A 20,027-nucleotide genomic window follows, 5' to 3' on the forward strand; every position below is an offset into this window, starting at 1 on the left:
GGAACCAGAAGTAGATGCCGGCGTAGGTGGCGAACACGATCGTGCCGAACAGCACGTAGTGGAAGTGCGCCACCACGAAGTACGAGTCCGACACGTGGAAGTCCAGCGGCGGGCTGGCCAGCAGCACACCGGTGAGGCCACCGAACAGGAACGTCACCAGGAACCCGATCGCGAACAGCATCGGCGTCTCGAACGTCAGCTGGCCGCGCCACATGGTGCCGATCCAGTTGAAGAACTTGATGCCGGTGGGCACCGCGATGAGGAACGTGGTGAACGAGAAGAACGGCAGCAGGACCGCGCCCGTGGCGTACATGTGGTGCGCCCACACGGCCACCGACAGCGCCGCGATCGACAGCGTCGCGTAGATCAGCGTCTTGTACCCGAAGATCGGCTTGCGGCTGAAGACCGGGAAGATCTCGGTGACGATGCCGAAGAAGGGCAGCGCGACGATGTAGACCTCGGGGTGCCCGAAGAACCAGAACAGGTGCTGCCAGAGGATCACGCCGCCGTGCTCGGGCGCGAAGAGCTGGGCGCCCAGGTGGCGGTCGGCGGCGAGGCCGAGCAGCGCGGCGGTCAGGATCGGGAACGCGAGCAGGACCAGCACGACCGTCACCAGGATGTTCCAGGTGAAGATCGGCATCCGGAACATCGTCATGCCCGGGGCGCGCATGCAGACGATGGTCGTCACGAAGTTGACGCCACCGAGGATGGTGCCGAGACCGGAGACCACCAGGCCGACGATCCAGACGTCGGCGCCGAGGCCCGGCGAGTGCACGACGTCGGACAGCGGGGTGTAGGCGAACCAGCCGAACGCGGCGGCGCCGTCCGGGGTGAAGAACCCGGAGACGACGATGATGCCGCCGAAGAGGAACAGCCAGTACGAGAAGGCGTTGAGCCGCGGGAACGCGACGTCGGGCGCCCCGATCTGCAGCGGGACGATGTAGTTGGCGAAGCCGAACAGGATCGGCGTCGCGTAGAGCAGCAGCATGATCGTGCCGTGCATGGTGAACAGCTGGTTGTACTGGTCCACCGACAGGATCTGCAGGCCCGGCTGGGCCAGCTCGGCGCGCATCAGCAGTGCCATGAGCCCGCCGATCAGGAAGAACCCGAACGACGTGATCAGGTACAGGATCGCGATGTCCTTGGGGTCCGTCGTCTTGAGCATCCGCCCGACGAACGAGCCGCGCTTCGCCTCGCGCGCCGGGTACGGCGTGGTCGCGATCGGCTTGGGTGCGACGGCGGTCACGAAGGCCTCCTGCTCACGGTGCGTCTCCTCCACCCCGGCGGCCGTCGGCCGCTCGTGCGGACCCCGGGATCGTAACCGCCGTGCGGTCCCCCGGCTCGCCGGGTGAACCCTCCCACGACGTCCCGTCGTAGACCAGCGCGGGGGCGGGTGGCCCCGGGTCGGGCCGGAACGACGAAGGACCGCCGCCCAGTGGGCGACGGTCCTCGTGGTGGGTGGAGCTGAGGGGACTCGAACCCCTGACCCTCACACTGCCAGTGTGATGCGCTACCAGCTGCGCCACAGCCCCAACGCGACGCAACGTTACACGCCGGTGGACGTCGCCCGACGCGGGGGGTCGAACCGGATGGATCAGAAGTCGCGGCGGCCGTGCTCCTGCTCGAGCACCGCGTCGAGGTCGGAGAGGCGGTCCATGGTGGCGACGGCGCGGGCGGTGCGCTGGTTGCCCTCGAGCCGGCCGCGGTGCCGGTGCACGAACTGCCAGTAGCCCGCCGTGAACGGGCAGGCCTTCTCCCCCACCCGCACCTTCGGGTCGAAGGCGCAGCCGCCGCAGTGGTCGGACATCTTGTTGATGTAGGCGCCGCCGGACGCGTACGGCTTCGTCGCGAGCTGCCCGCCGTCGGCGTGCTGGCTCATGCCGACGACGTTGGGCGGCATCACCCAGGCGAACCCGTCGACGAACGACGTGGTGAACCACTCCGACAGGGCGCTCGGGCGGTACTCGCGCTGCAGGGCGTGGTTGCCCAGCACCATGAGGCGCGGGATGTGGTGGGTCCACCCACGGTCGCGCACGCCGTTGAGCGCCGAGGACAGGCAGGCGGCGGTGACGCGGTCGCCGTCGAGCTCGGTCCACCACGTCGGGAGGGCCTTGCGGTGGTCCATCTCGTTGCGCTTCGTGTAGCCCTTCCCGAAGTGCCAGTACAGGTGCCAGATGTACTCGCGCCAGCCGAGGATCTGGCGCACGAAGCCCTCGACGGAGTTCAGGCGCGCGGTGCCGTCGTGGTAGGCCGCCTCGGCGGCGTGGACGGCCTCGAGCGGGTGCAGCACGCCCAGGTTCTGGGGCACCGAGAGCAGCGAGTGCGCCATCCACGGGTCGTCGGCGAGGATCGCGTCCTCGTGCGGTCCGAACGGGTCGAGGCGGTGCTCGACGAACCGCGTGAGGGCCCGGCGGGCCTCGTCGGGCGTGACGGCGAACAGGCGCGGGCCGTCCTCGCCGACCGTGGGCAGGTCCATGTCGTCGAGATCGCGGCGCACCTGCTCGTCGATCCCGTCCTCGGTCGGCCACCAGGGGTCGGGCACCCCGAGGGTGCGCTGCTTCTTGGGCGGGGGCTCCCGGTTGTCGTGGTCGAGGTTCCACTTCCCGCCGACGGGACGGTCGCCCTCCATCAGCACGTCGAAGCGCCGGCGCTGGTTGCGGTAGAAGTTCTCCATCGTGAACGAGTCGCCGTGTCCGGCCTTCGGCGCGGCAGCTCCGCTGCGCTGCGTGCCGCCCGCCGCCCAGGCCTCGAACTCGGCGCGGGGCCGGGCGAACGTCGTCGGCGGCAGCACCGCGGCGACGAGCCCGTCGGCGCGCAGCCGTTCCACGAACTCGACGGCCGTGTGCGACGTCGGCTGGTGCACGACGACGGGGCGCCCGACCTTCTCGAGCGCCTCGCGGTAGGTCTCGGTGCGGTGGTACGTGGCCCGGTCGCCGAGCTCGGCGTCGAGGTGGCGCATGCCCGAGAGCACGAGGTGCAGCTTCTGGCGGTGGTAGCGGCGCCGCCGCAGCACCGCCGCCGACTCGATCAGCACGACGTCACGCTCGGCGTGCTGCGGCAGCCCGTGCACCGCCGGGCCGAGCTGGTCGCCGAACACCCACAGCGGCGCGTCCCGGTCGGCGCCGGCCTCGTCCAGGGCGGCGTCCACGGCCTCGGTGTAGGTGTCCTCGACGCCGACGGGAACGCTCATGCGCGGCGGGTGCCCGCGTCCTCCCCCGGCGAACCGGGCGGCGAACCGGGGGGCGAACCGGGAGGTGGCCCGGCGGGCAGGCGCTGCCACGCGACCAGGGCGACCAGCGCGATCGCGGCGCTGAGGGCGAAGGCGACGGGGAACGAGGCGTTCTCGGCGAGGGCGCCGGCGGCGATCGGCCCCACGATCGCGCCGACGTCGGCGGCCATCTGGAAGCCCGAGAGCGCGGGCCCGCCGCTGCGCCGGGAGCCGACGAGATCGGCGACGGCGGCGCCCTGGGCGGGCTGCAGCAGCCCGGCGCCCGCCCCGGCGACCGCCGAGGCGCCGAGCAGCACGACGAGACCGAGGGCCCCCGGCAGCTGCGCCAGCGCCATCGCCGCGGTCCCGGCGACGACGAGCGCCAGCCCGGCGACCACCACCGGGCGGCGGCCGCGGCGGTCCGAGAGCCCGCTGGTCGCGAGCAGGACCAGGCCGTCGCCGACCGCGAACACGGTCAGCGCGATCCCGGCCCACAGCGGTTCGCGGCCGAGCGCCACCGCGACGAACAGCGGCACGAGCGCCACCCGCACGCCCTGCACCGCCCAGCCCGTGGCGAGGCTCGACACCAGCGCCGCGCGGTAGGTCGGGATCCGGACGGCGGCGCCGAGCGTGAGCGGCGTCTCCTGCGGGCCGTCCCGCCGCACCCCGACCTGCCGCGACCGCGCGAGCAGCGCCCCGACGACGATCGTCGCGAGCACCAGCGCCACCGCGTAGACGACGAACGGGGCGCGCAGGTCGACCGCGACGAGCAGGCCGCCGAAGGCGGGCCCGGTGACCCCGCCGAGCAGGAACGCGCCGGTGAACAGCCCGCTCGCCTGCCCGCGGCGCCCCTCGGGAGCCAGGCGGAACATCAGCGAGAACGCCGACACCGTGAACATCGTCGACCCGATGCCGCCGAGCCCGCGGAACACGAGCAGCTGGGTGTAGCTGGTGGCGAGCGCGCACGCGCCGGTGGACGCCGCGACGACCAGCAGGCCGGCGAGGTACATGGTGCGCTCGCCGGTGCGGGCGACGAGCCGGCCCGAGAGCGGCGCGAACAGCAGCCGCATCACCGGCAGGGCGCTGACCACCGCGGAGGCGGCCGTGACCCCCACCCCGAAGCTGCGGGCGAACACGGGCAGCGCGGGCGCCACGATCCCGTAGCCGGCGGCGACGAGGAAGCTGCCCGCGAGCAGCGCCCAGACCTCCCAGGGAAGCGACGCGCGCCGCGACCCGCCGGGCGGGCCCCCGGGCGCGCGGTCCCGCTCCGGTGCGGCACCCATCTCCTTCTCGGAGGCTCCTTCACGCTCGGGGTCGGCGGCCCCCGCAGTCTGCTATCCCACGCTCCGGCCCGCCCGGCCGGGGATCAGGGTGCGGCGAGCGTCGCCCCGCGCGGCGCGCCGGGGCGCGTGGTGGTGGTCGTCCCCGTGGGCTCGGTCGGCTCCGTGGGCTCGGTCGGGCCCGTGGTGGGCTGGGTCGGCACCGTCGTCGTCGGCGCGGTGGTCGGCGGGACGGTCGGCGGGACGGTCGGCGGCGCCGGCGGCAGGACCGGCGCCGGCACCGTCGTGACGTCGCTCGTGATCGGGCTGCGCGTCGTGGTGTCGCGCACCGGGGTGTCGTCGCCCTCGTCGTCGCCGTCGTCGGTCCCGCCCGTGGTGCTCGACGACGAGCCGGGCGGGGCGACCGCGACGGGGGCGTCGGGCCCCGCGGGCGCCGTGCGGTCGGAGAGGCCGGCCTCCCGGGGCGTGCCCGGGTCCTCGCCCCCGCCCCACAGCACGAACCCCGAGGCGGCGGCGAGCGCGAGCGCCGCACCGCCCAGGGCCGCGAACCGCACACCGCGACCGGCCAGGCGGCGCCGACGCCCGCGCGGGGCGTGCGCGACGACGGCGACGGGGCGGGGCCCCGGGCGGGGCGGCGGGACGACGTCGGTGACCTCGGTGACCTCGGCCACCTCCGCGTCCCCGGCCGGCGCCGGGACGGGCCGCGCGACCGGGACGAAGCTCGTCTCGTCCTCGTCGACGTGCCGCAGGCCCTCGGCGACCCGGACCAGCGACTCGGCGGCTCCGCGGGCCCCGACGCGGCCGTCGACCATGTCGGCGAGGGCCTGTTGCAGGGCGGGAGCGGCGGGCGCGGCCGGGTCGAGGACGACCGCGAGCGCGCGCCCGAGGTCGGCGACGTCGTCGTCGGGGCGGGACGGGGCGGGGTCGCCGACGGCCTCGGGCCCCTCGGGCGGCGCGGGGTGCAGGGCGGCGGTGAAGCCGGTCAGCCAGGCGTAGGGGGCGCCGGGCGTGCCGCCGAGGACCAGGCTCGCGGGCCCGATGCCGCCGTGGACGACGCCGCGGGCGTGCGCGTGGGCCAGCGCGGACGCGACCTGCGCGCCGACCTCGGCGACCGTGATCGGCGCCCAGCGCCCGAGGTCGACCGACGGCTCGAGCACGCGTCCGGCGACGCTCTGCAGCACCAAGGTGCTCTCGGAGCCCTCGGTGAGGCCGTCGACGTCGAACACCTCGACGAGGTGGGCGTGGTGCAGGCCGGCCAGGCGGCGGACCTGCTCGGTGCGCACGACGAGGTCCTCGCCGCCCACCGGCGGCAGGGTGACCATCGCGACCTCGCGGCCGAGCACGGCGTCGAGGCCACGCGTCGCGGCGTCGACGGCCCCGGGCCAGCCCGGCCCCGCGGGCGGGGGACCGTCGTCCGGGGCCGCGGGACGGTCGGCGTCGGGCTCCGTGGCCACCGTGCACCCCCTCGCCGCGTCGTGCTCCTCCGGACGAGTGAGCACCGGGGGCCCACGGTAGCGCCCACCTTCACGCTGAGTCGACCGGCCCATCGGACAGAGCCGACCGGCCGAAAGTCGGTCATCAGTGCCACGAAACGACGACGGGCCGGAGAGCGTGTGCTCTCCGGCCCGTCGTCCACCTCAGGAGTGTGGAGGTGCCGGGAATCGAACCCGGGTCCTCCGATCAGCAACCAGGACTTCTCCGTGCGCAGTCCGCCTCGTCTCTGCTCGGATCCACCGGTCCTGCGGACGGGCCGGTGTGACGATCCCAGTCACTGTGAGATGTCCCGACCGGACCCCGTGACCGGGTCCGGCGGTGAGTCACCTAGCTGATGCCGGCGACCGGGTCGGTGACGAACCCGGGCCGACAGACTTCCCTACTCGCTGTCAGGCAGCGAGCTGGAAGTCGCGCTGAGAACTCTCGGCGCTTATTTCTTTGCGACGCATGGTTAACGAGATCATCGTCGCCTTCCTCGGCACGCTTCTCCTGATGAACCACTCGGAGTCGAAACCAGTCACCCCCTCGGTCCCGCGCGGTGCGGGGCCCTCGATCATAACGCCCCGCCCCGCCCGGTTCATCCCACCGGGACACCCAGCAGCCGGGCCGGGGCGTCGTGCAGCACCGAGCGCAGGAACGGCAGGCCGAGGCGGTCGTCGGCGGCCGCCCAGCCGGCGACGGCGGCGAGCTGCTCGTGGTAGCCGTAGGGGATGTTGGGGAAGTCGGTGCCCAGCACCACCCGGTCGGCGACGTCGGGCAGCCGGGCCGGCCAGTCGGCGGGCAGCGGCGCGAACGCCTCGGTGTAGGGCGTGCCGACCATCGTCGTGTCGATGTGGACGTTCGGGAACCGGTCGAGCAGACGCAGTGTCCGCTCGTACTCCGGCAGTCCGGCGTGGGCGATCACCGCGGTCAGCCGCGGGTGGCGCTCGAGCACCTCGACGAACACGTCCATGCCCGTGTAGGTGCCCTGCCGCGGCCCGTCGCCGCAGTGCACGATCGCCGGCACGCCCGCGTCGGCGACGAGGCCCCACGCCGCGTCGAGCCGCGGGTCGCGCGGGTCGAAGTCGCCGACCTGGACGTGCACCTTGACCGCCCGCGCCCCGGCCGCGAGCGCGTCGCCGAGGTAGGTCGTCACGGAGTCCTCGGGGTACAGCGTGGCGGTCGGGACGGCCTCGGGGACCTCCGCGGCCCACTCCAGCGCCCACGACGTCAGCCACGCCGCCATGTCCGGCTTGTGCGGGTAGACCAGCGGCGCGAACGTGCGCACCCCGAACCCGCGCAGCAGGTCGATGCGCGTCTGCTCGGGCTCGCGGTACCGGATCGGCCAGCTCATGCCGTAGTTCTGCTCGGCGGCGTCGAAGAACGCCCACACCTTCTGCAGCATCCGGTCGGGCAGGAAGTGGACGTGGATGTCGACCAGGCCGTCGACGCCCGTCGCGGCCACCCAGGCCGCGATGTCGGCGTCGTCGACCGGCGGGGTCCCGAGCGGATCCCGGGCGGGGCTCACCACCCCTTGATCCGCCGACCGACGATCCGCTCCGCCTCGCGCTTGGCGTCGCGCTCGGCCATCGCCTCGCGCTTGTCGTGCTTCGCCTTGCCGCGCGCCAGCGCCAGCTCGACCTTGCACAGGCCGCCGCTGAAGTACAGCGAGAGCGGCACCAGCGTGTGCCCGGTCTCGCGGGTCTTGCCGACGAGCCGTGCGATCTCCGAGCGGTGCAGCAGCAGCTTGCGCACCCGCCGGGGCTCGTGGTTGGTCCAGGAGCCGAAGTCGTACTCCTGGATGTGCAGGCCGCGCAGCCACACCTCGCCGTCGCGCACCTCGGCGAACGCGTCGTTGAGCGACACGTGCCCGGCGCGCAGGCTCTTGACCTCGGTGCCCTGCAGCGCGATGCCCGCCTCGTACACGTCGAGCACCGTGTAGTCGTAGCGGGCCTTGCGGTTGGTGGCGACGACCTTGCGCCGCTCCTCGGGACGGTTGCTGCTGGCCTTGCTCGGCGCCGTCTTCGTCCTGGCCAACGCGCACCTCCCTCGGGTCTACTGCCGGACGTACAGCCTCAGGGTCACGTACCCCGTGGCGGTGGCGATCACCGTGCCGACCACCACCAGTACCGGTCCAACGTAACCGAGCACGTCGCTCATCCCGATCGGCGGGATCGTGTTGGCCAGCAGCCGCCCGGAGAGCAGACGGTCGAGGAAGAACGCCTTCGCCGCGACGAGCCCGCCCGTCGCGAGCAGGGCCCCGACGACGCCGGTGATCACCGCCTCGATGAGGAACGGCACCTGCGTGTACCAGCGCGTGGCGCCGACCAGCCGCATGATCCCCACCTCGGTGCGCCGGGTGAACGCGGAGAGCTGGATGGTGTTGGAGATCAGGAGCACGGCGGCGAGGGTCTGCACGATCGCGAGCCCGAACGTCGCGTTGCGCACGCTGCCGAGGAACGAGAACAGGTCCGCGACGGTGCTGCGCTGGTCGACGACGTTGCGCACCCCGGGCCGGCCCGTGAACTGCTCGACGATCTCGGTACCGCGCAGCGGGTCGGCCATGGTCACGCGCAGCGTCGCGGGCAGGCTCTGCGGGCGCACGAGCTGCAGGATCGACTGGCCCTCGTAGATCCGCTGGAAGCGGGCGAACGCGGCGTCGCGGCTCTCGTAGTCGACCGCCGCCACCAGCGGGTTGCCCTCGAGCTCGGCGCGCAGGTCGCGGCACACCGGCGTGGTGCAGTCGGGGTCGTCGGCGCTGGTCGGCTCGTCGAGGGCGACCTGCACGGCGATCAGCGAGTAGTAGAGGTCCTCGGTGCGGTCGATCGTGCGCACCGCGAGCAGGCCCGCGCCGAGCAGGCCCAGCGAGATCGCGGTGGTGATCACCATGGCGATCGACATCGTCAGGTTGCGCCGCAGCCCGAGGAGCGCCTCCCGGAACACGAAGAGCACGTCAGCGCACCGTCCCGTAGACGCCGCGGTCGTCGTCGCGCGCGAGCTTGCCGCTCGAGAGCTCGACGACGCGGCGGCGCATGCTGTCGACGATCTGGCGGTCGTGGGTGGCCATGAGCACCGTCGTGCCGGTGCGGTTGATCCGCTCGAGCAGCGTCATGATCCCGCCCGCGGTCTCGGGGTCGAGGTTGCCGGTGGGCTCGTCGGCGAGCAGCACCAGCGGGCGGTTGACGAACGCCCGCGCGATCGCGACCCGCTGCGCCTCGCCGCCCGAGAGCTCCGAGGGCATCCGGTCGGCCTTGCCGCCGAGGTCGACCATGTCGAGCACCTCGGGCACCACCGTGCGGATCGTGTGCCGCGGCTTGCCGATCACCTCGAGCGCGAACGCCACGTTCTCGGCGACGGTCTTGTTCGGCAGCAGGCGGAAGTCCTGGAACACGCAGCCCATCCGCTGGCGCAGCCGCGGCACCCGGCGGCGCGCGAGCCGCCCGACGTTCCAGTTCGCGACCCAGACCGTGCCGCCGGTCGGGACGTCCTCGCGCAGCAGCAGGCGCAGCAGCGTCGACTTGCCCGATCCGGAGGGCCCGATGAGGAAGACGAACTCGCCCCGCTCGACGGCCACGCTCACGTCGTCGAGGGCCGGCCGCGTGGAGGTCGGGTAGACCTTCGAGACGTTCTCCAGCCGGATCACGGGCCGTGATGCTACTGACGCGTCGTGATCTCCCCGGGCGGGGCTCGCGGCGGCTGTCTCAGGCCGCTTCGGTCTGCTTGCGCCAGCGGATGCCGGCGTCGAGGAAGTCGTCGATGAAGCCGTCGAGCACCTGGCTGGTCTGCGACGTCTCCTGGTTGGTCCGCAGGTCCTTGACCATCTGGTACGGGTGCAGGACGTAGGAGCGCATCTGGTTGCCCCAGCTCGAGCCGGAGTCCTTGAGCGAGTCGAGCAGGGCCTGCTCCTCCTCGCGGCGCCGCGCCAGCAGCTTCGCCGCCAGCACGGCCATCGCCGACGCCTTGTTCTGCAGCTGGCTGCGCTCGTTCTGGCAGGACACGACGATGCCGGTGGGCAGGTGGGTCAGGCGCACCGCCGAGTCGGTGGTGTTGACGCCCTGCCCGCCGGGGCCGCTGGAGCGGTAGACGTCGACGCGCAGGTCCTTCTCGTCGATCTCGACGTGGTCGGTGGACTCGACGACCGGCGCGACCTCGACGCCGGCGAAGCTCGTCTGGCGGCGGCCCTGGTTGTCGAACGGCGAGATGCGCACGAGCCGGTGGGTGCCCTGCTCGACGCTCAGGGTGCCGTACGCGTACGGCGCCGAGACCTTGAAGGTGGCCGACTTGATGCCGGCCTCCTCGGCGTAGGAGGTGTCGTAGACCTCGGTCGGGTAGCCGTGGCGCTCCGCCCAGCGCAGGTACATCCGCATGAGCATCTCGGCGAAGTCGGCGGCGTCGACGCCGCCGGCCTCGGCCCGCACCGTGACCAGCGCGTCGCGCTCGTCGTACTCGCCGGAGAGCAGGGTGCGGACCTCGAAGGAGTCGACGTCGGCCTTGAGCGCCGCGCGCTCGCCGTCGGCCTCGGCGCGCAGCTCGACGGCGTCGGAGCCCTCGGACTCGTCGGCCATCTCGTAGAGCGTCCCGAGGTCGTCGAGCCGCGAGCGCAGCGACTCGGCGCGGCGCAGGTCGGCCTGCTTGTGCGTGAAGTCGCTGGTGAGCTTCTGGGCGGTCTCGACGTCGTCCCAGAGGTCCGGGGCGGAGACCTGCTGCTCGAGCTCGGCCACGTCACGCCGCAGACCCTCGAGGTCCATCGCCGCCTCGACGCTGTCCAGGGAGGCGGCGAGGTCCTTCAGCTCGGTCGCGGTCGTGTCGTCCACTCCCCCAGCGTAATCGCCCGGTGCGGGGCACCCCGCGACGCGGCGGCTAGGTCCCCACGACGAACGCCTCCCGCTCCGCCGCCGTGCCCTCGCGCAGCGCGAGGACGGCGGCGAGCGTGATGAGGCAGACGATCACCATGTACACCGACACCGACAGCGAGGTCCCCGTCGCGCCGATCAGCGCCTGGGCCACCAGCGGGGCGAACCCGCCGCCGAGCACCGCCCCGACGGCGTAGGCGAACGAGGCCCCGCTGTAGCGCACGGCGGTCGGGAAGAGCTCGGCGTACGCCGCGGCCTGCGGGCCGTAGGTCAGCCCGAGCCCGACGCCGAGCACGGCGACCGCGAGCAGCATCCAGGGCAGCGACGCGGTGTCCAGGAGCAGGAAGAACGGGAACGACCAGACCAGCAGCAGGATCGTGCCCACGAGGTAGACGCGGCGCCGCCCGACGCGGTCGGACCAGGCGCCGCTCCACATGATCGCGACGCCCCAGACGACCGCGCCGACGATCCCCACCGTGAGCATCGTCGCGCTCGACAGGCCCAGCACGCGGGTGCCGTACGACGTGATGAAGGCGATCAGCAGGTAGCCGATCATGTTGTTGGCGATGAACAGCCCGATGGCGACGAGCAGCGCGCGCGGCTGGTCGCGCAGCACGGCGAGCATCGGCGAGGAGCGGCGGGCGCGCTGGTCGCGCAGGTGCTCGAACACCGGGCTCTCGTCCACCTTGAGGCGCACGAAGAAGCCCACGCCGACCAGCACGATCGACAGCAGGAACGGGATGCGCCAGCCCCAGGCCAGGAACTGCTCGCGGGTGGTGGAGGTCGAGACCGTGAGGAAGACGAGGTTGGCGAGGATCAGCCCGATCGGCACGCCGACCTGCGGGTAGGTGCCGAAGAAGCCGCGCCGGCCGGGCGGGGCGTGCTCGACGGCCATCAGCGCCGCGCCGCCCCACTCGCCGCCGGCCGACAGGCCCTGCAGCAGGCGCAGCACGAGCAGCAGGATCGGGGCGGCCACGCCGATCGAGGCGTAGGTGGGCAGCAGGCCGACACCCGTCGTCGCCACACCCATGATCAGCAGGGTGGCGACGAGCATCCCCTTGCGGCCCAGCTTGTCGCCGAGGTTGCCCGCGATCACCCCGCCCAGCGGCCGCGCCACGAAGCTGACACCGATCGTCGCGAAGGAGGCGAGCAGCGCGGTGGTCGGGTCGAGCGCGGTGAAGAACAGCTGGCTGAACACCAGCCCCGCCGCGCTGGCGTAGATGAAGAAGTCGTACCACTCGACCGTCGTGCCGACGAGGCTCGCGATGGCGACCCGGCGGACGGCGGCCGGGTGGGGCTGGTCCTGACCGGCGCCCTGACGGCTCGGCGGGCTCTGCGTCATGCGCGGACGGTAGCCAGACGCCCACACCCCGGGGAAGGGGTCGGGGGGACGGGGTCAGCCGCTCGCCACCGGCTCGTAGCGGCTGAAGCGCCGGGTGAAGCTCGCCGTGCCCGAGGTCAGGGCCCGCAGGTCCACCGCGTAGCGCAGCAGCGCCTGCTCGGGCACCTCGGCGCGCACCCGGGTGTGGCCCGGCTCGCCGGGCTCGGTGCCGACGACCCGGCCGTGGCGGGACGCGAGGTCGCCGAGCACCGCCCCGAGCTGGGCGTCGTCGACCTCCACCTCGACCTCGTAGAGCCGCTCCATGACCACCGTGCCCGCGGCCGCCACCGCCTCCTTGATCGCGAGCGACCCGGCGGTCTGGAACGCCTGGTCCGAGGAGTCGACGCTGTGCGCCTTGCCGTCCACCAGCGTCACGCGCACGTCGACGACGGGCCGGCCCGGCGTCACGCCGGCCTCGAGCTGGGCGCGCACGCCCTTCTCGACGCCGGGGATGTAGGCCCGCGGGATGACGCCGCCGACGATCTTGTCGACGAACTCGACCCCCGACCCGCGCGGCAGCGGCTCGATCTCGATGCGGCACACCGCGAACTGGCCGTGCCCGCCGGACTGCTTGACGTGCCGGCCGAGCCCGGTGGCGGGCCCCGCCACGGTCTCGCGCTCGGGCACGGCCACGTCGGTGACCTCGACGCTCGCGCCGGAGGCCCGCAGCCGGGCGAGCACGACGTCGGCGTGGGCCTCGCCCGTGCACCACAGCACGATCTGGTGGGTGTCCTCGTTGCGCTCGACGCGCAGCGTGGTCTCGGTGGCGGCCAGGCGCGCGAGCCCGCGGGCCATCGCGTCCTGCGCCGACCGGTCGGCCGCGGTGACCGCGACCGGCAGCAGCGCCTCCGGGAGCTCCCAGCCCTCGAGCCCCACGGGATCCTCGGCGGCGCACAGGGTGTCGCCGGTGGCCGCCGCGCCGAGCCGGGTGAGCGCGCACACGTCGCCCGCGACGCACCACGGCATCTCGCGCAGGGTCGCGCCGAGCGGGGCGTAGACCCGGTTGACGCGCACGGTCTCGCTGCCGCGGGCGTCGACACCGGTCGGGTCGTCACCCTCGCGCGGGGCCGGGATGCGCAGCGGGTCGGCGCACACGGTGAGCGAGGTGTCCGGGCGCAGCCGCCCGGAGAACACGCGCACGAGCGAGACCCGGCTGCCCTGGGCGTCGGTGCCGGTGTGCACGACCTCGGCGACGAGCGGGCCGTCCGGGTCGGGGTCGACGGGCGCGTGCCCGGCGCCGTCGGGGCCGTGCGCGGGGAGCGGCCGGTGGGCCGTCGGCGGCGGGACGGCGTCGACGACGAGGTCGAGCAGGCTCGCCAGCCCGGCCCCGGTCGGCGCGCAGACCCCGGCCACGGGGACGAGGGAGCGGCGGGCGACGGCCGTGGCGAGGTCGGCGCGCAGGGCGTCCAGCGACACCGGCTCGCCGCCGATCCAGGCGTCGAGCAGCGCCTCGTCCTCGCTCTGCTCGATGAGGGCCTCGACGAGCTCGCGGCGCAGGTCGTCCGTGTCCTCGGCGGTGGGGTCGTCGCCGGCCAGCAGCGGGTGGACCGTCAGCGTCCCGTCGACGCCGCGCTCGGTGCGGGTCACGGGCACGAGCACCTCGCCCGACCCGGCCGCCACCTCGCGGCACGTCGCCAGCGCGGCGGCCTCGTCGGCGCGCGCGTGGTCGAGGCGGCTGAGCACCAGCATCGCGGGGAGCCCGGCGCGCCGGCACTCGGCGAGCAGGGCGGAGGTCGGCGCGGCCACGCCGTCGGCGGCGTCCGCGGTACCGACGACGAACAGGACCGCGTCCGCCGCGCGCAGTCCGGCGCGGACCTCGGCGAGGAAGTCGGGGCAGCCCGGCGTGTCGACGAGGTTGATCTTCACGTCGCGGTGGGTCAGCGACGCGACGGCCGGCGCCACCGACCGTCCCTGGCGTCGGGCGTCCGGGTCGTGGTCGGTGACCGTGGTGCCGGCCGCGACCGAGCCCGCTCGCGGGATCGCGCCCGCGGCGGCGAGCAGCTCCTCGACCAGCGTCGTCTTGCCCGCGGCCATGGGGCCGACGATCGCCACCGAGCGCAGGGCGGCCGGGTCGTCCGGGGCCAGCTCCCCCGCCCGCCCGTTGCGTCCTCTCCGGGCGCCGTCGCCCGCCTTCGTTGCACCCATGGCGACCACCTCGCGCGTCCTGACCTCGTGGACGGCCCAGTCCACCCGAGTGACCGAGATCACGACAAGGGGTCGGCGGGTCTCAGTCCATGGTCAGGGCCGCGAGACGCTCCCGGTGCTCGTCCGCCGAGCCGAACAGCGGCGCCCGGCGGCGGGCACGCTTGTAGAAGAAGTGCGCCTCGTGCTCCCAGGTGAAGCCGATGCCGCCGAAGAACTGGATCATCGCGCCGGTGGCGGCCCAGGCGGCGTCGGCGGCCTTCGCCTTGGCCACCGCGACCGCGATGTCGGCGCCGGGGTCGTCGGTGTCCAGCGCGTGGGCGGCGAAGAGCACGGCGTGCTCGGCCATCGTCACGCCCACGTGCAGGTCGGCCATCGTGTGCTTGATGGCCTGGAAGGAGCCGACGGGCACGCCGAACTGCTTGCGGTCGCGGTCGTAGTCGATGGTGCGGGTCAGGGCCTCGCGGGCGCCGCCGACCAGGTCCGCGGCGGTGAGCACCGCGCCGCGGGCCATCAGCGCGTCGACCGCCCGGCCACCGGCCGGCACGCCGCCGGTGAGGAGCTCGCCCGGGGTGTCGGCCAGCTCGACCGCCCCGACCCGGGCGGTGCCGTCGTAGGTCCGCTGGTCGCGCACCGACAGGCCCGGGGCGTCGGCCTCGACGAGGTAGAGCCCGGGGGCGCCCTCGGCGTCGGTCGCCGCGACCACGAACAGGCCGGCGACCTGCGGGTAGTCGACCGGCGACGCCGTGCCCGACAGCCGCTCCCCGGTGGCGTCGACCGTGATGCCCCGCCCGTCCCACGACCCCGCCTCGCCGCGCAGGGCGACGGTGCCGACGGTCTCCCCGGCGGCCAGGGCCGGCAGCCACGCGGCCTGCTGGGCGGAGGAGCCGGCGAGCCGGATCGCCTCGGCGGCGAGCACGGACGTCGTCCACGGGCCGGGGGCGACGGCGCGCCCGAGCTCGCGGGCGATCACCTGGGCGTCGAGCAGCCCGAGGCCCAGCCCGTCGTGCTCCTCGGGCACGAGGACGGCGAGCGCGCCCTGGTCGGCGAGCCCCTTCCACAGCGTCAGCGGGTGGCCGTCGCCGTCCGGGTCCTCGACGACGCCGCGGACGGCGTCGAGGTCGAAGCGGTCGGCGACGAAGTCGCGGACGGTGTCCGCGAACGCCTGCTGCTCGTCGGTCAGCGCGAAGAACACGGGCTGGGGCTCCTCTACCGCGGCAGGCCGAGCACGCGCTCGGCGACGATGTTGCGCTGGACCTGGGACGAGCCGCCCCAGATGGTGACCGACCGCGACCACATCGCCTGCGCCTGGAACGGCGCGAGGTCGACGTCGGGGCGGGGGCGCTCCAGCGAGGCCTCGGGGCCGAGGACGTCGTCGAACGCCTCCCACAGGTCCTGGAAGGTCTCCGACCACTGCAGCTTGGTCATCGACGACTCGGAGCCCAGGTCACGGCCCTGCTCGACCTGGGTGAGGATGTGCATCGCGTGGTAGCGCAGGCACTCGAGCTCGACGAGGCAGTGGGCCAGCTTCTGGCGGGCCACCGGGTCGTCCGAGCGTCCGAAGCGCCGGGCCTGCTCGACGATCTCGTCGTACTGGCGGCGGAACTCGGTGTACTGGCCGACGCCCGACGCGCCGCGCTCGAAGGAGAGCAGCAGCATCGCGGTGCGCCAGCCCTGCCCGATCTCGCCGAGGCAGTCCTTCGCGGGGACGCGGGCGTCGGTGAAGAACACCTCGCCGAACTCGCTGGCCCCGCTCATCTGCTTGAGCGGGCGGGCCTCGACGCCCGGCTGGTCCATGTCGATGAGCATCATCGACAGGCCCTTGTGCCGCTCGGAACCGGGCTCGGTGCGCACGATCGTGAAGATCTTGTCGCCGTGCACGGCGTTCGTCGTCCAGATCTTCTGGCCGTTGACGACGTAGTCGTCGCCGTCGCGGACCCCGCGCGTGGCCACCGCGGCGAGGTCGGAGCCGGCGCCGGGCTCGGAGAAGCCCTGGCACCAGATCACCTCGTTGCGCAGCATCGGCCCGATGATCTCGGCCTTCTGCTCCGGGGTGCCGATCGCCATGATCGTCGGCGCGAGGAAGGTCAGCCCGAGGACGTTGACGGTCTGCGGCGCGTGGGCGCGGACCATCTCCTCGTCGTAGATCGCCTTCATGCCCGGCGTCCCGCCCCGGCCGCCGTACTCGGTCGGCCACTGGATGCCGGAGAAGCCGGCGGCCGTCTTCGACGCCTCCCACTCCCGGCGCAGCCGGAACGACTCGTCGTCGTCCAGCGAGCGCCAGAAGCCGGGCTCGGCCCACTCCGGCGGGATGTTCGCCGAGAGCCAGTCCCGCAGCTCGGTGCGGAACTGCTCCTCCTCCGCGGTGTAGCTCAGGTCCACGGGCGTCACTCTGGCACGGGCCCCCGTCGGCCGCAGGAGGGGCTACCCGCCGGTAGGAGCCTCGTCGCAGCGCAGCACCCCGCGGGCGGCCTTGAGATCCAGGATGCGGCGGGCGCTCTCGGTGACGCGGTCGGCGAACGCGGGGTCGTCGGCCGCCGCGACCAGCGCGTCCACCATCGGCTCGACGTCGTCCGGCTCGATCGTCAGCACCTGGTCCCCGCCGGCCTCGACGAACCGCACGGCCCGCTGCCCGACCGGCACGTCGGCCACCGCGCGGGCCGCGCCGACGTCGTCGGTGGTGACGACGCCGGTGAAGCCGAGGCGCCCGCGCAGCAGGTCGGTGATCACCTCGCGGGAGAACAGCGCGCGGTCGTCGGGGTCGATCCGCTCGTAGACCGCCGACGACATCATCACGACGGGCGCGCCGGCCGCGATGCCGGCACGGAAGGACGCGAGGCCCGGGTCGTCGACCCCCGTGCGGGTGTCGGCGGCGCCGGCGAAGTCGGTGTTCTCGCGCACGCGCCCCAGGCCCGGGAAGTGCTTGAGGGTGGCGTCGACGCCGCCCGCGTCCAGGCCCTCGACGAACGCGGTGACCGCCTGGGCCACCCGGCGCGGATCGGTGCCGAACCCGCGGTCGAGGGCGCCGACCGGCTCGTTCGCCTCCCCGAGGGCGGGGTCGACGACGTCGGCGACGGGCGCGAGGTCGAGCGTCACCCCGACCTCGGACATCTCCCGGCCCCAGCGCTGCGCGTCCCCGCGCAGCCCGGCCACGTCGCCGCCCTGGACCGTCGCCGACGGGATGCGCGTGAAGCCGTCGCCCTTCAGGTCCTGGACCTTGCCGCCCTCCTGGTCGGTGGCGACCGTCACCGGCACGCGCGCGGCCTGCTGCACGGCCCGCGTGGTCGCCGCGACCTGGGCGGCGGAGGCCTCGCCGCCCGTGGCGTCGGTGAGGATCACCCCGCCGGCGCCCTGCGCCAGCGCGGCGCGCCCGGCGCCGGTGAGCCCGTCGGCGGGCACACCGGCCATGATCAGCTGCGCGGCACGGGCCCGGCCGTCCAGACCGTCCAGGGTCCGGGCGACGCAGGCCGCGGCCGGGTCGGCGGGGGCCGGCGCCGGCGCCGCGGAGCGGGCGCTCGGGGTGTCCGCGGGAGCGGGCGCGGCCGGCGGGGCGGGCTGCGGTCCCCCGCACGCGGCGAGCACGGCCGTCAGGACGGCGGTGGTGGCGAGGACGGGGACACGGCGGGCTCCGGGCATCGCGTCGGGCATCGCGTCGGGCATCGCGGCGTGATTGTGCCGGAACGCCTGCGGGCATCTCGCTGCCCGTCGGGCCCGGACAGGACAGGATGATCGTCGATGACCGCCACACGCCGGACCCGCACGCTGCACGGCCAGCGGATGTCCTACGTCGAGGCCTGCCCGGAGATGGCGGGGGACGGGGATCCGGAGGTCGTCGTGCTCGTGCACGGCATCGCCGGCAGCGCCGAGACCTGGACCCCGGTGCTGGAGTCCTTCGAGCGCTCGGGCTGCGACCGGCTGCTGCTCGCCCCCGAGCTGCTCGGCCACGGCGAGTCGGCGGGGGTGGGCGGCGACTTCTCGCTCGGCGCCTACGCCAACGGGCTGCGCGACCTGCTCGCGGTGCTGGGCCACCGGCGCGTGACCGTCGTCGGGCACTCGCTCGGCGGCGGGGTGGCGATGCAGTTCGCCTACCAGTTCCCGGAGATGTGCTCGCGGCTCGTGCTGGTGTCGTCCGGCGGGCTCGGGCGCGGGGTGAGCCCGCTGCTGCGCCTCGCCTCCCTGCCCGGCGCGGAGTGGGTGCTCCCGGTGCTCGCGTCGACGGGCGTGCTCGACCTCGGCGTGCGCGGGCTGCGCCTGGCCGCCGCCCTGCCCAGCTTCGGCGCCGAGGCGGTGTCGCTGCGCGAGACCGCCCGCCACGCCGCGTCGCTCACCGAGCGGGCGCACCTCGACGCGTTCGTCGACACCGTCCGCTCGGTGATCGGGCCCGGCGGCCAGCGCGTCAGCGGCACCGAGCGGCTCTACCTCACCGAGGGCCTGCCGACCATGATCGTCTGGGGCGACCGCGACCCGGTGATCCCGGTCGGGCACGCGCGGCGCGCGGCCACGCTCGTCCCGCACGGGCGCCTCGAGCTCTTCGCCGGCGCCGGGCACTTCCCGCACTGCGACGAGCCCGACCGCTTCGCGGCGCTGCTCACCGACTTCTGCGACGCCACGGCGCCCGCCGACCTGTCGGTCGCGGGCATCGGGCCGCGGGTGGCGGCACGGACGAGCTGAGCTACGCCCCGCGCGGGTGCCGGCACTGGTAGGCCAGCGCCGGGGGCAGGTTGCGCCACACCGTCGGCGTCACCGTGACCTCGGTGAACGCCTCCTCGAGCACCCCGCGGAAGCGGCGCTGGGTGGGAAAGCGCGTGACGTGGCTGTAGGCGAACGTGGTGAACGCCGCGCCCGGGGCGAGCACCCGCGTGACCTGCTCGATGATCCCCCGCTGCGCCGACTCCGGGAACAGCGTCCAGGGCAGCCCGCTGACCGCCGCGTCGACCCGGTCGACCCCCGCGTCGGCCAGCAGCTTCTGCAGGTCCGCGGCGTCGCCCTGCACCACCTCGAGCCACGGGCGGGTGCGGCGCAGGTGCTCGACCATGCCGGGGTCGATCTCGACGGCGATGTGGCGCGCGCCCTCGGGCAGGCGGCGGCGCAGGGCGGCGCTGACGACACCGGTGCCCGGGCCGAGCTCGACCACCACGGGCCGGCCCTCGGCCGGGGCGACGGAGGCGAGCAGGTCGGACAGGGCGCGGCCGCTGGGGGCGACGGCGCCGATGACGGCCGGCGAGCGGACGGCCGAGGAGATGAACGTGACGATGTCGCGCACGGGGCTCACGGGGGACACAGTGGCAGCTCCGGTGGTGGGTCGCCCGCTTGCGGGACGAGCCGGGGTGGACAGCAGCCGCCGTCGGTGTGCAGCGGACGTCGACGAGTATCTAGCGGGGGTCGACGACGCGCATGAGGATGAACGTCACGAGCAGCAGGATCATGATCGACAGATCGAGGCTGATGTTGCCGATGCGCACCGCCGGGATGAGGCGGCGCAGGAGCTTCACCGGCGGGTCGGTCACCATGAAGAGCACCTCGAGCCCGGCGGCGGTGCCGCCGGCCGGGTGCCAGTCGCGCGCGAAGCTGCGGACGATCTCGACCACGAGCCGGCCCACGATGAACAGCCACAGCACGAACAGCGCGTAGTACACCAGCATGCGGGCGAGCTCCATGTCTCCAGAGTGCCTGATCCGTCCGGGTCACCG

The 20,027-nt window shown here is 74.1% G+C and carries 17 protein-coding genes, 1 tRNA gene and 1 other RNA gene; 1 reads left to right on the plus strand and 18 read right to left on the minus strand.

What is annotated here, in order from left to right; all coding sequences use genetic code 11:
• The 16 genes from ACFPK1_RS28610 to ACFPK1_RS28685 form a co-directional block, all read right to left on the minus strand.
• A partial coding sequence (locus ACFPK1_RS28610) for a cbb3-type cytochrome c oxidase subunit I (RefSeq protein WP_378024352.1) occupies positions 1-1,246 on the minus strand: 1,246 nt, incomplete at its 3' end.
• Between the two features lie 213 nt (positions 1,247-1,459).
• Positions 1,460-1,532: transfer RNA gene (locus ACFPK1_RS28615), tRNA-Ala, on the minus strand.
• Positions 1,533-1,594: 62 nt separating this feature from the next.
• Positions 1,595-3,190: a cryptochrome/photolyase family protein gene (locus tag ACFPK1_RS28620; RefSeq protein WP_378024353.1), complete on the minus strand. Its 1,596-nt coding sequence runs from the start codon at positions 3,188-3,190 to the stop codon at positions 1,595-1,597.
• A complete protein-coding gene (locus ACFPK1_RS28625) occupies positions 3,187-4,491 on the minus strand; it encodes an MFS transporter (protein WP_378024354.1) in 1,305 nt (434 codons plus the stop codon). Before ACFPK1_RS28625 ends, ACFPK1_RS28620 begins: the two co-directional genes overlap by 4 nt.
• A gap of 83 nt (positions 4,492-4,574) precedes the next feature.
• The gene (locus ACFPK1_RS28630; protein WP_378024355.1) at positions 4,575-5,942 is read right to left on the minus strand and encodes a protein kinase family protein; all 1,368 of its coding nucleotides are present in this window, start codon (positions 5,940-5,942) and stop codon (positions 4,575-4,577) included.
• Positions 5,943-6,131: 189 nt separating this feature from the next.
• Positions 6,132-6,507: a transfer-messenger RNA gene (gene ssrA / locus ACFPK1_RS28635) on the minus strand.
• Between the two features lie 52 nt (positions 6,508-6,559).
• A complete protein-coding gene (locus ACFPK1_RS28640; protein WP_378024356.1) occupies positions 6,560-7,489 on the minus strand; it encodes an amidohydrolase family protein in 930 nt (309 codons plus the stop codon).
• A complete protein-coding gene (gene smpB, locus ACFPK1_RS28645) occupies positions 7,486-7,998 on the minus strand; it encodes an SsrA-binding protein SmpB (protein ID WP_378024357.1) in 513 nt (170 codons plus the stop codon). Before smpB ends, ACFPK1_RS28640 begins: the two co-directional genes overlap by 4 nt.
• Before the next feature lie 18 nt (positions 7,999-8,016).
• Complete coding sequence (gene ftsX / locus ACFPK1_RS28650; protein ID WP_378024358.1) at positions 8,017-8,913, minus strand: permease-like cell division protein FtsX; 897 nt, start codon at positions 8,911-8,913, stop codon at positions 8,017-8,019.
• A gap of 1 nt (position 8,914) precedes the next feature.
• Positions 8,915-9,604 (minus strand): cell division ATP-binding protein FtsE, encoded by a 690-nt coding sequence (ftsE, locus tag ACFPK1_RS28655; protein ID WP_378024359.1) that lies wholly within the window; start codon positions 9,602-9,604, stop codon positions 8,915-8,917.
• 58 nt (positions 9,605-9,662) lie between these two features.
• Entirely contained in the window at positions 9,663-10,775 is a 1,113-nt protein-coding gene (prfB, locus tag ACFPK1_RS28660) for a peptide chain release factor 2 (RefSeq protein WP_378024360.1), read from the minus strand.
• A 46-nt stretch (positions 10,776-10,821) separates the two neighbouring features.
• Positions 10,822-12,156, minus strand: a complete 1,335-nt coding sequence (locus ACFPK1_RS28665) for an MFS transporter (RefSeq protein WP_378024361.1) — start codon at positions 12,154-12,156, stop codon at positions 10,822-10,824.
• A 54-nt stretch (positions 12,157-12,210) separates the two neighbouring features.
• A complete protein-coding gene (locus tag ACFPK1_RS28670; protein ID WP_378024362.1) occupies positions 12,211-14,340 on the minus strand; it encodes an elongation factor G in 2,130 nt (709 codons plus the stop codon).
• A gap of 82 nt (positions 14,341-14,422) precedes the next feature.
• On the minus strand, positions 14,423-15,532 hold the full coding sequence (locus tag ACFPK1_RS28675; RefSeq protein ID WP_378024363.1) for an acyl-CoA dehydrogenase family protein: 1,110 nt from the start codon (positions 15,530-15,532) through the stop codon (positions 14,423-14,425).
• 14 nt (positions 15,533-15,546) lie between these two features.
• Complete coding sequence (locus ACFPK1_RS28680; RefSeq protein ID WP_378024364.1) at positions 15,547-16,719, minus strand: acyl-CoA dehydrogenase family protein; 1,173 nt, start codon at positions 16,717-16,719, stop codon at positions 15,547-15,549.
• A 42-nt stretch (positions 16,720-16,761) separates the two neighbouring features.
• The gene (locus ACFPK1_RS28685) at positions 16,762-17,997 is read right to left on the minus strand and encodes a glycoside hydrolase family 3 N-terminal domain-containing protein (RefSeq protein WP_378024365.1); all 1,236 of its coding nucleotides are present in this window, start codon (positions 17,995-17,997) and stop codon (positions 16,762-16,764) included.
• Positions 17,998-18,072: 75 nt separating this feature from the next.
• Here ACFPK1_RS28685 and ACFPK1_RS28690 point away from each other — a divergent pair, with 75 nt between their 5' ends.
• Entirely contained in the window at positions 18,073-19,008 is a 936-nt protein-coding gene (locus tag ACFPK1_RS28690) for an alpha/beta fold hydrolase (RefSeq protein WP_378024366.1), read from the plus strand.
• 1 nt (position 19,009) lies between these two features.
• On the opposite strand, the gene ACFPK1_RS28695 is transcribed toward ACFPK1_RS28690, so the two are convergent.
• Positions 19,010-19,609: a class I SAM-dependent methyltransferase gene (locus tag ACFPK1_RS28695; RefSeq protein WP_378024367.1), complete on the minus strand. Its 600-nt coding sequence runs from the start codon at positions 19,607-19,609 to the stop codon at positions 19,010-19,012.
• A 100-nt stretch (positions 19,610-19,709) separates the two neighbouring features.
• On the minus strand, positions 19,710-19,994 hold the full coding sequence (locus ACFPK1_RS28700) for a YggT family protein (RefSeq protein ID WP_133827388.1): 285 nt from the start codon (positions 19,992-19,994) through the stop codon (positions 19,710-19,712).
• Between the last annotated feature and the right edge of the window lie 33 nt (positions 19,995-20,027).

This window comes from Actinomycetospora rhizophila (genome assembly GCF_042657905.1).
Taxonomy (GTDB): domain Bacteria; phylum Actinomycetota; class Actinomycetes; order Mycobacteriales; family Pseudonocardiaceae; genus Actinomycetospora; species Actinomycetospora rhizophila.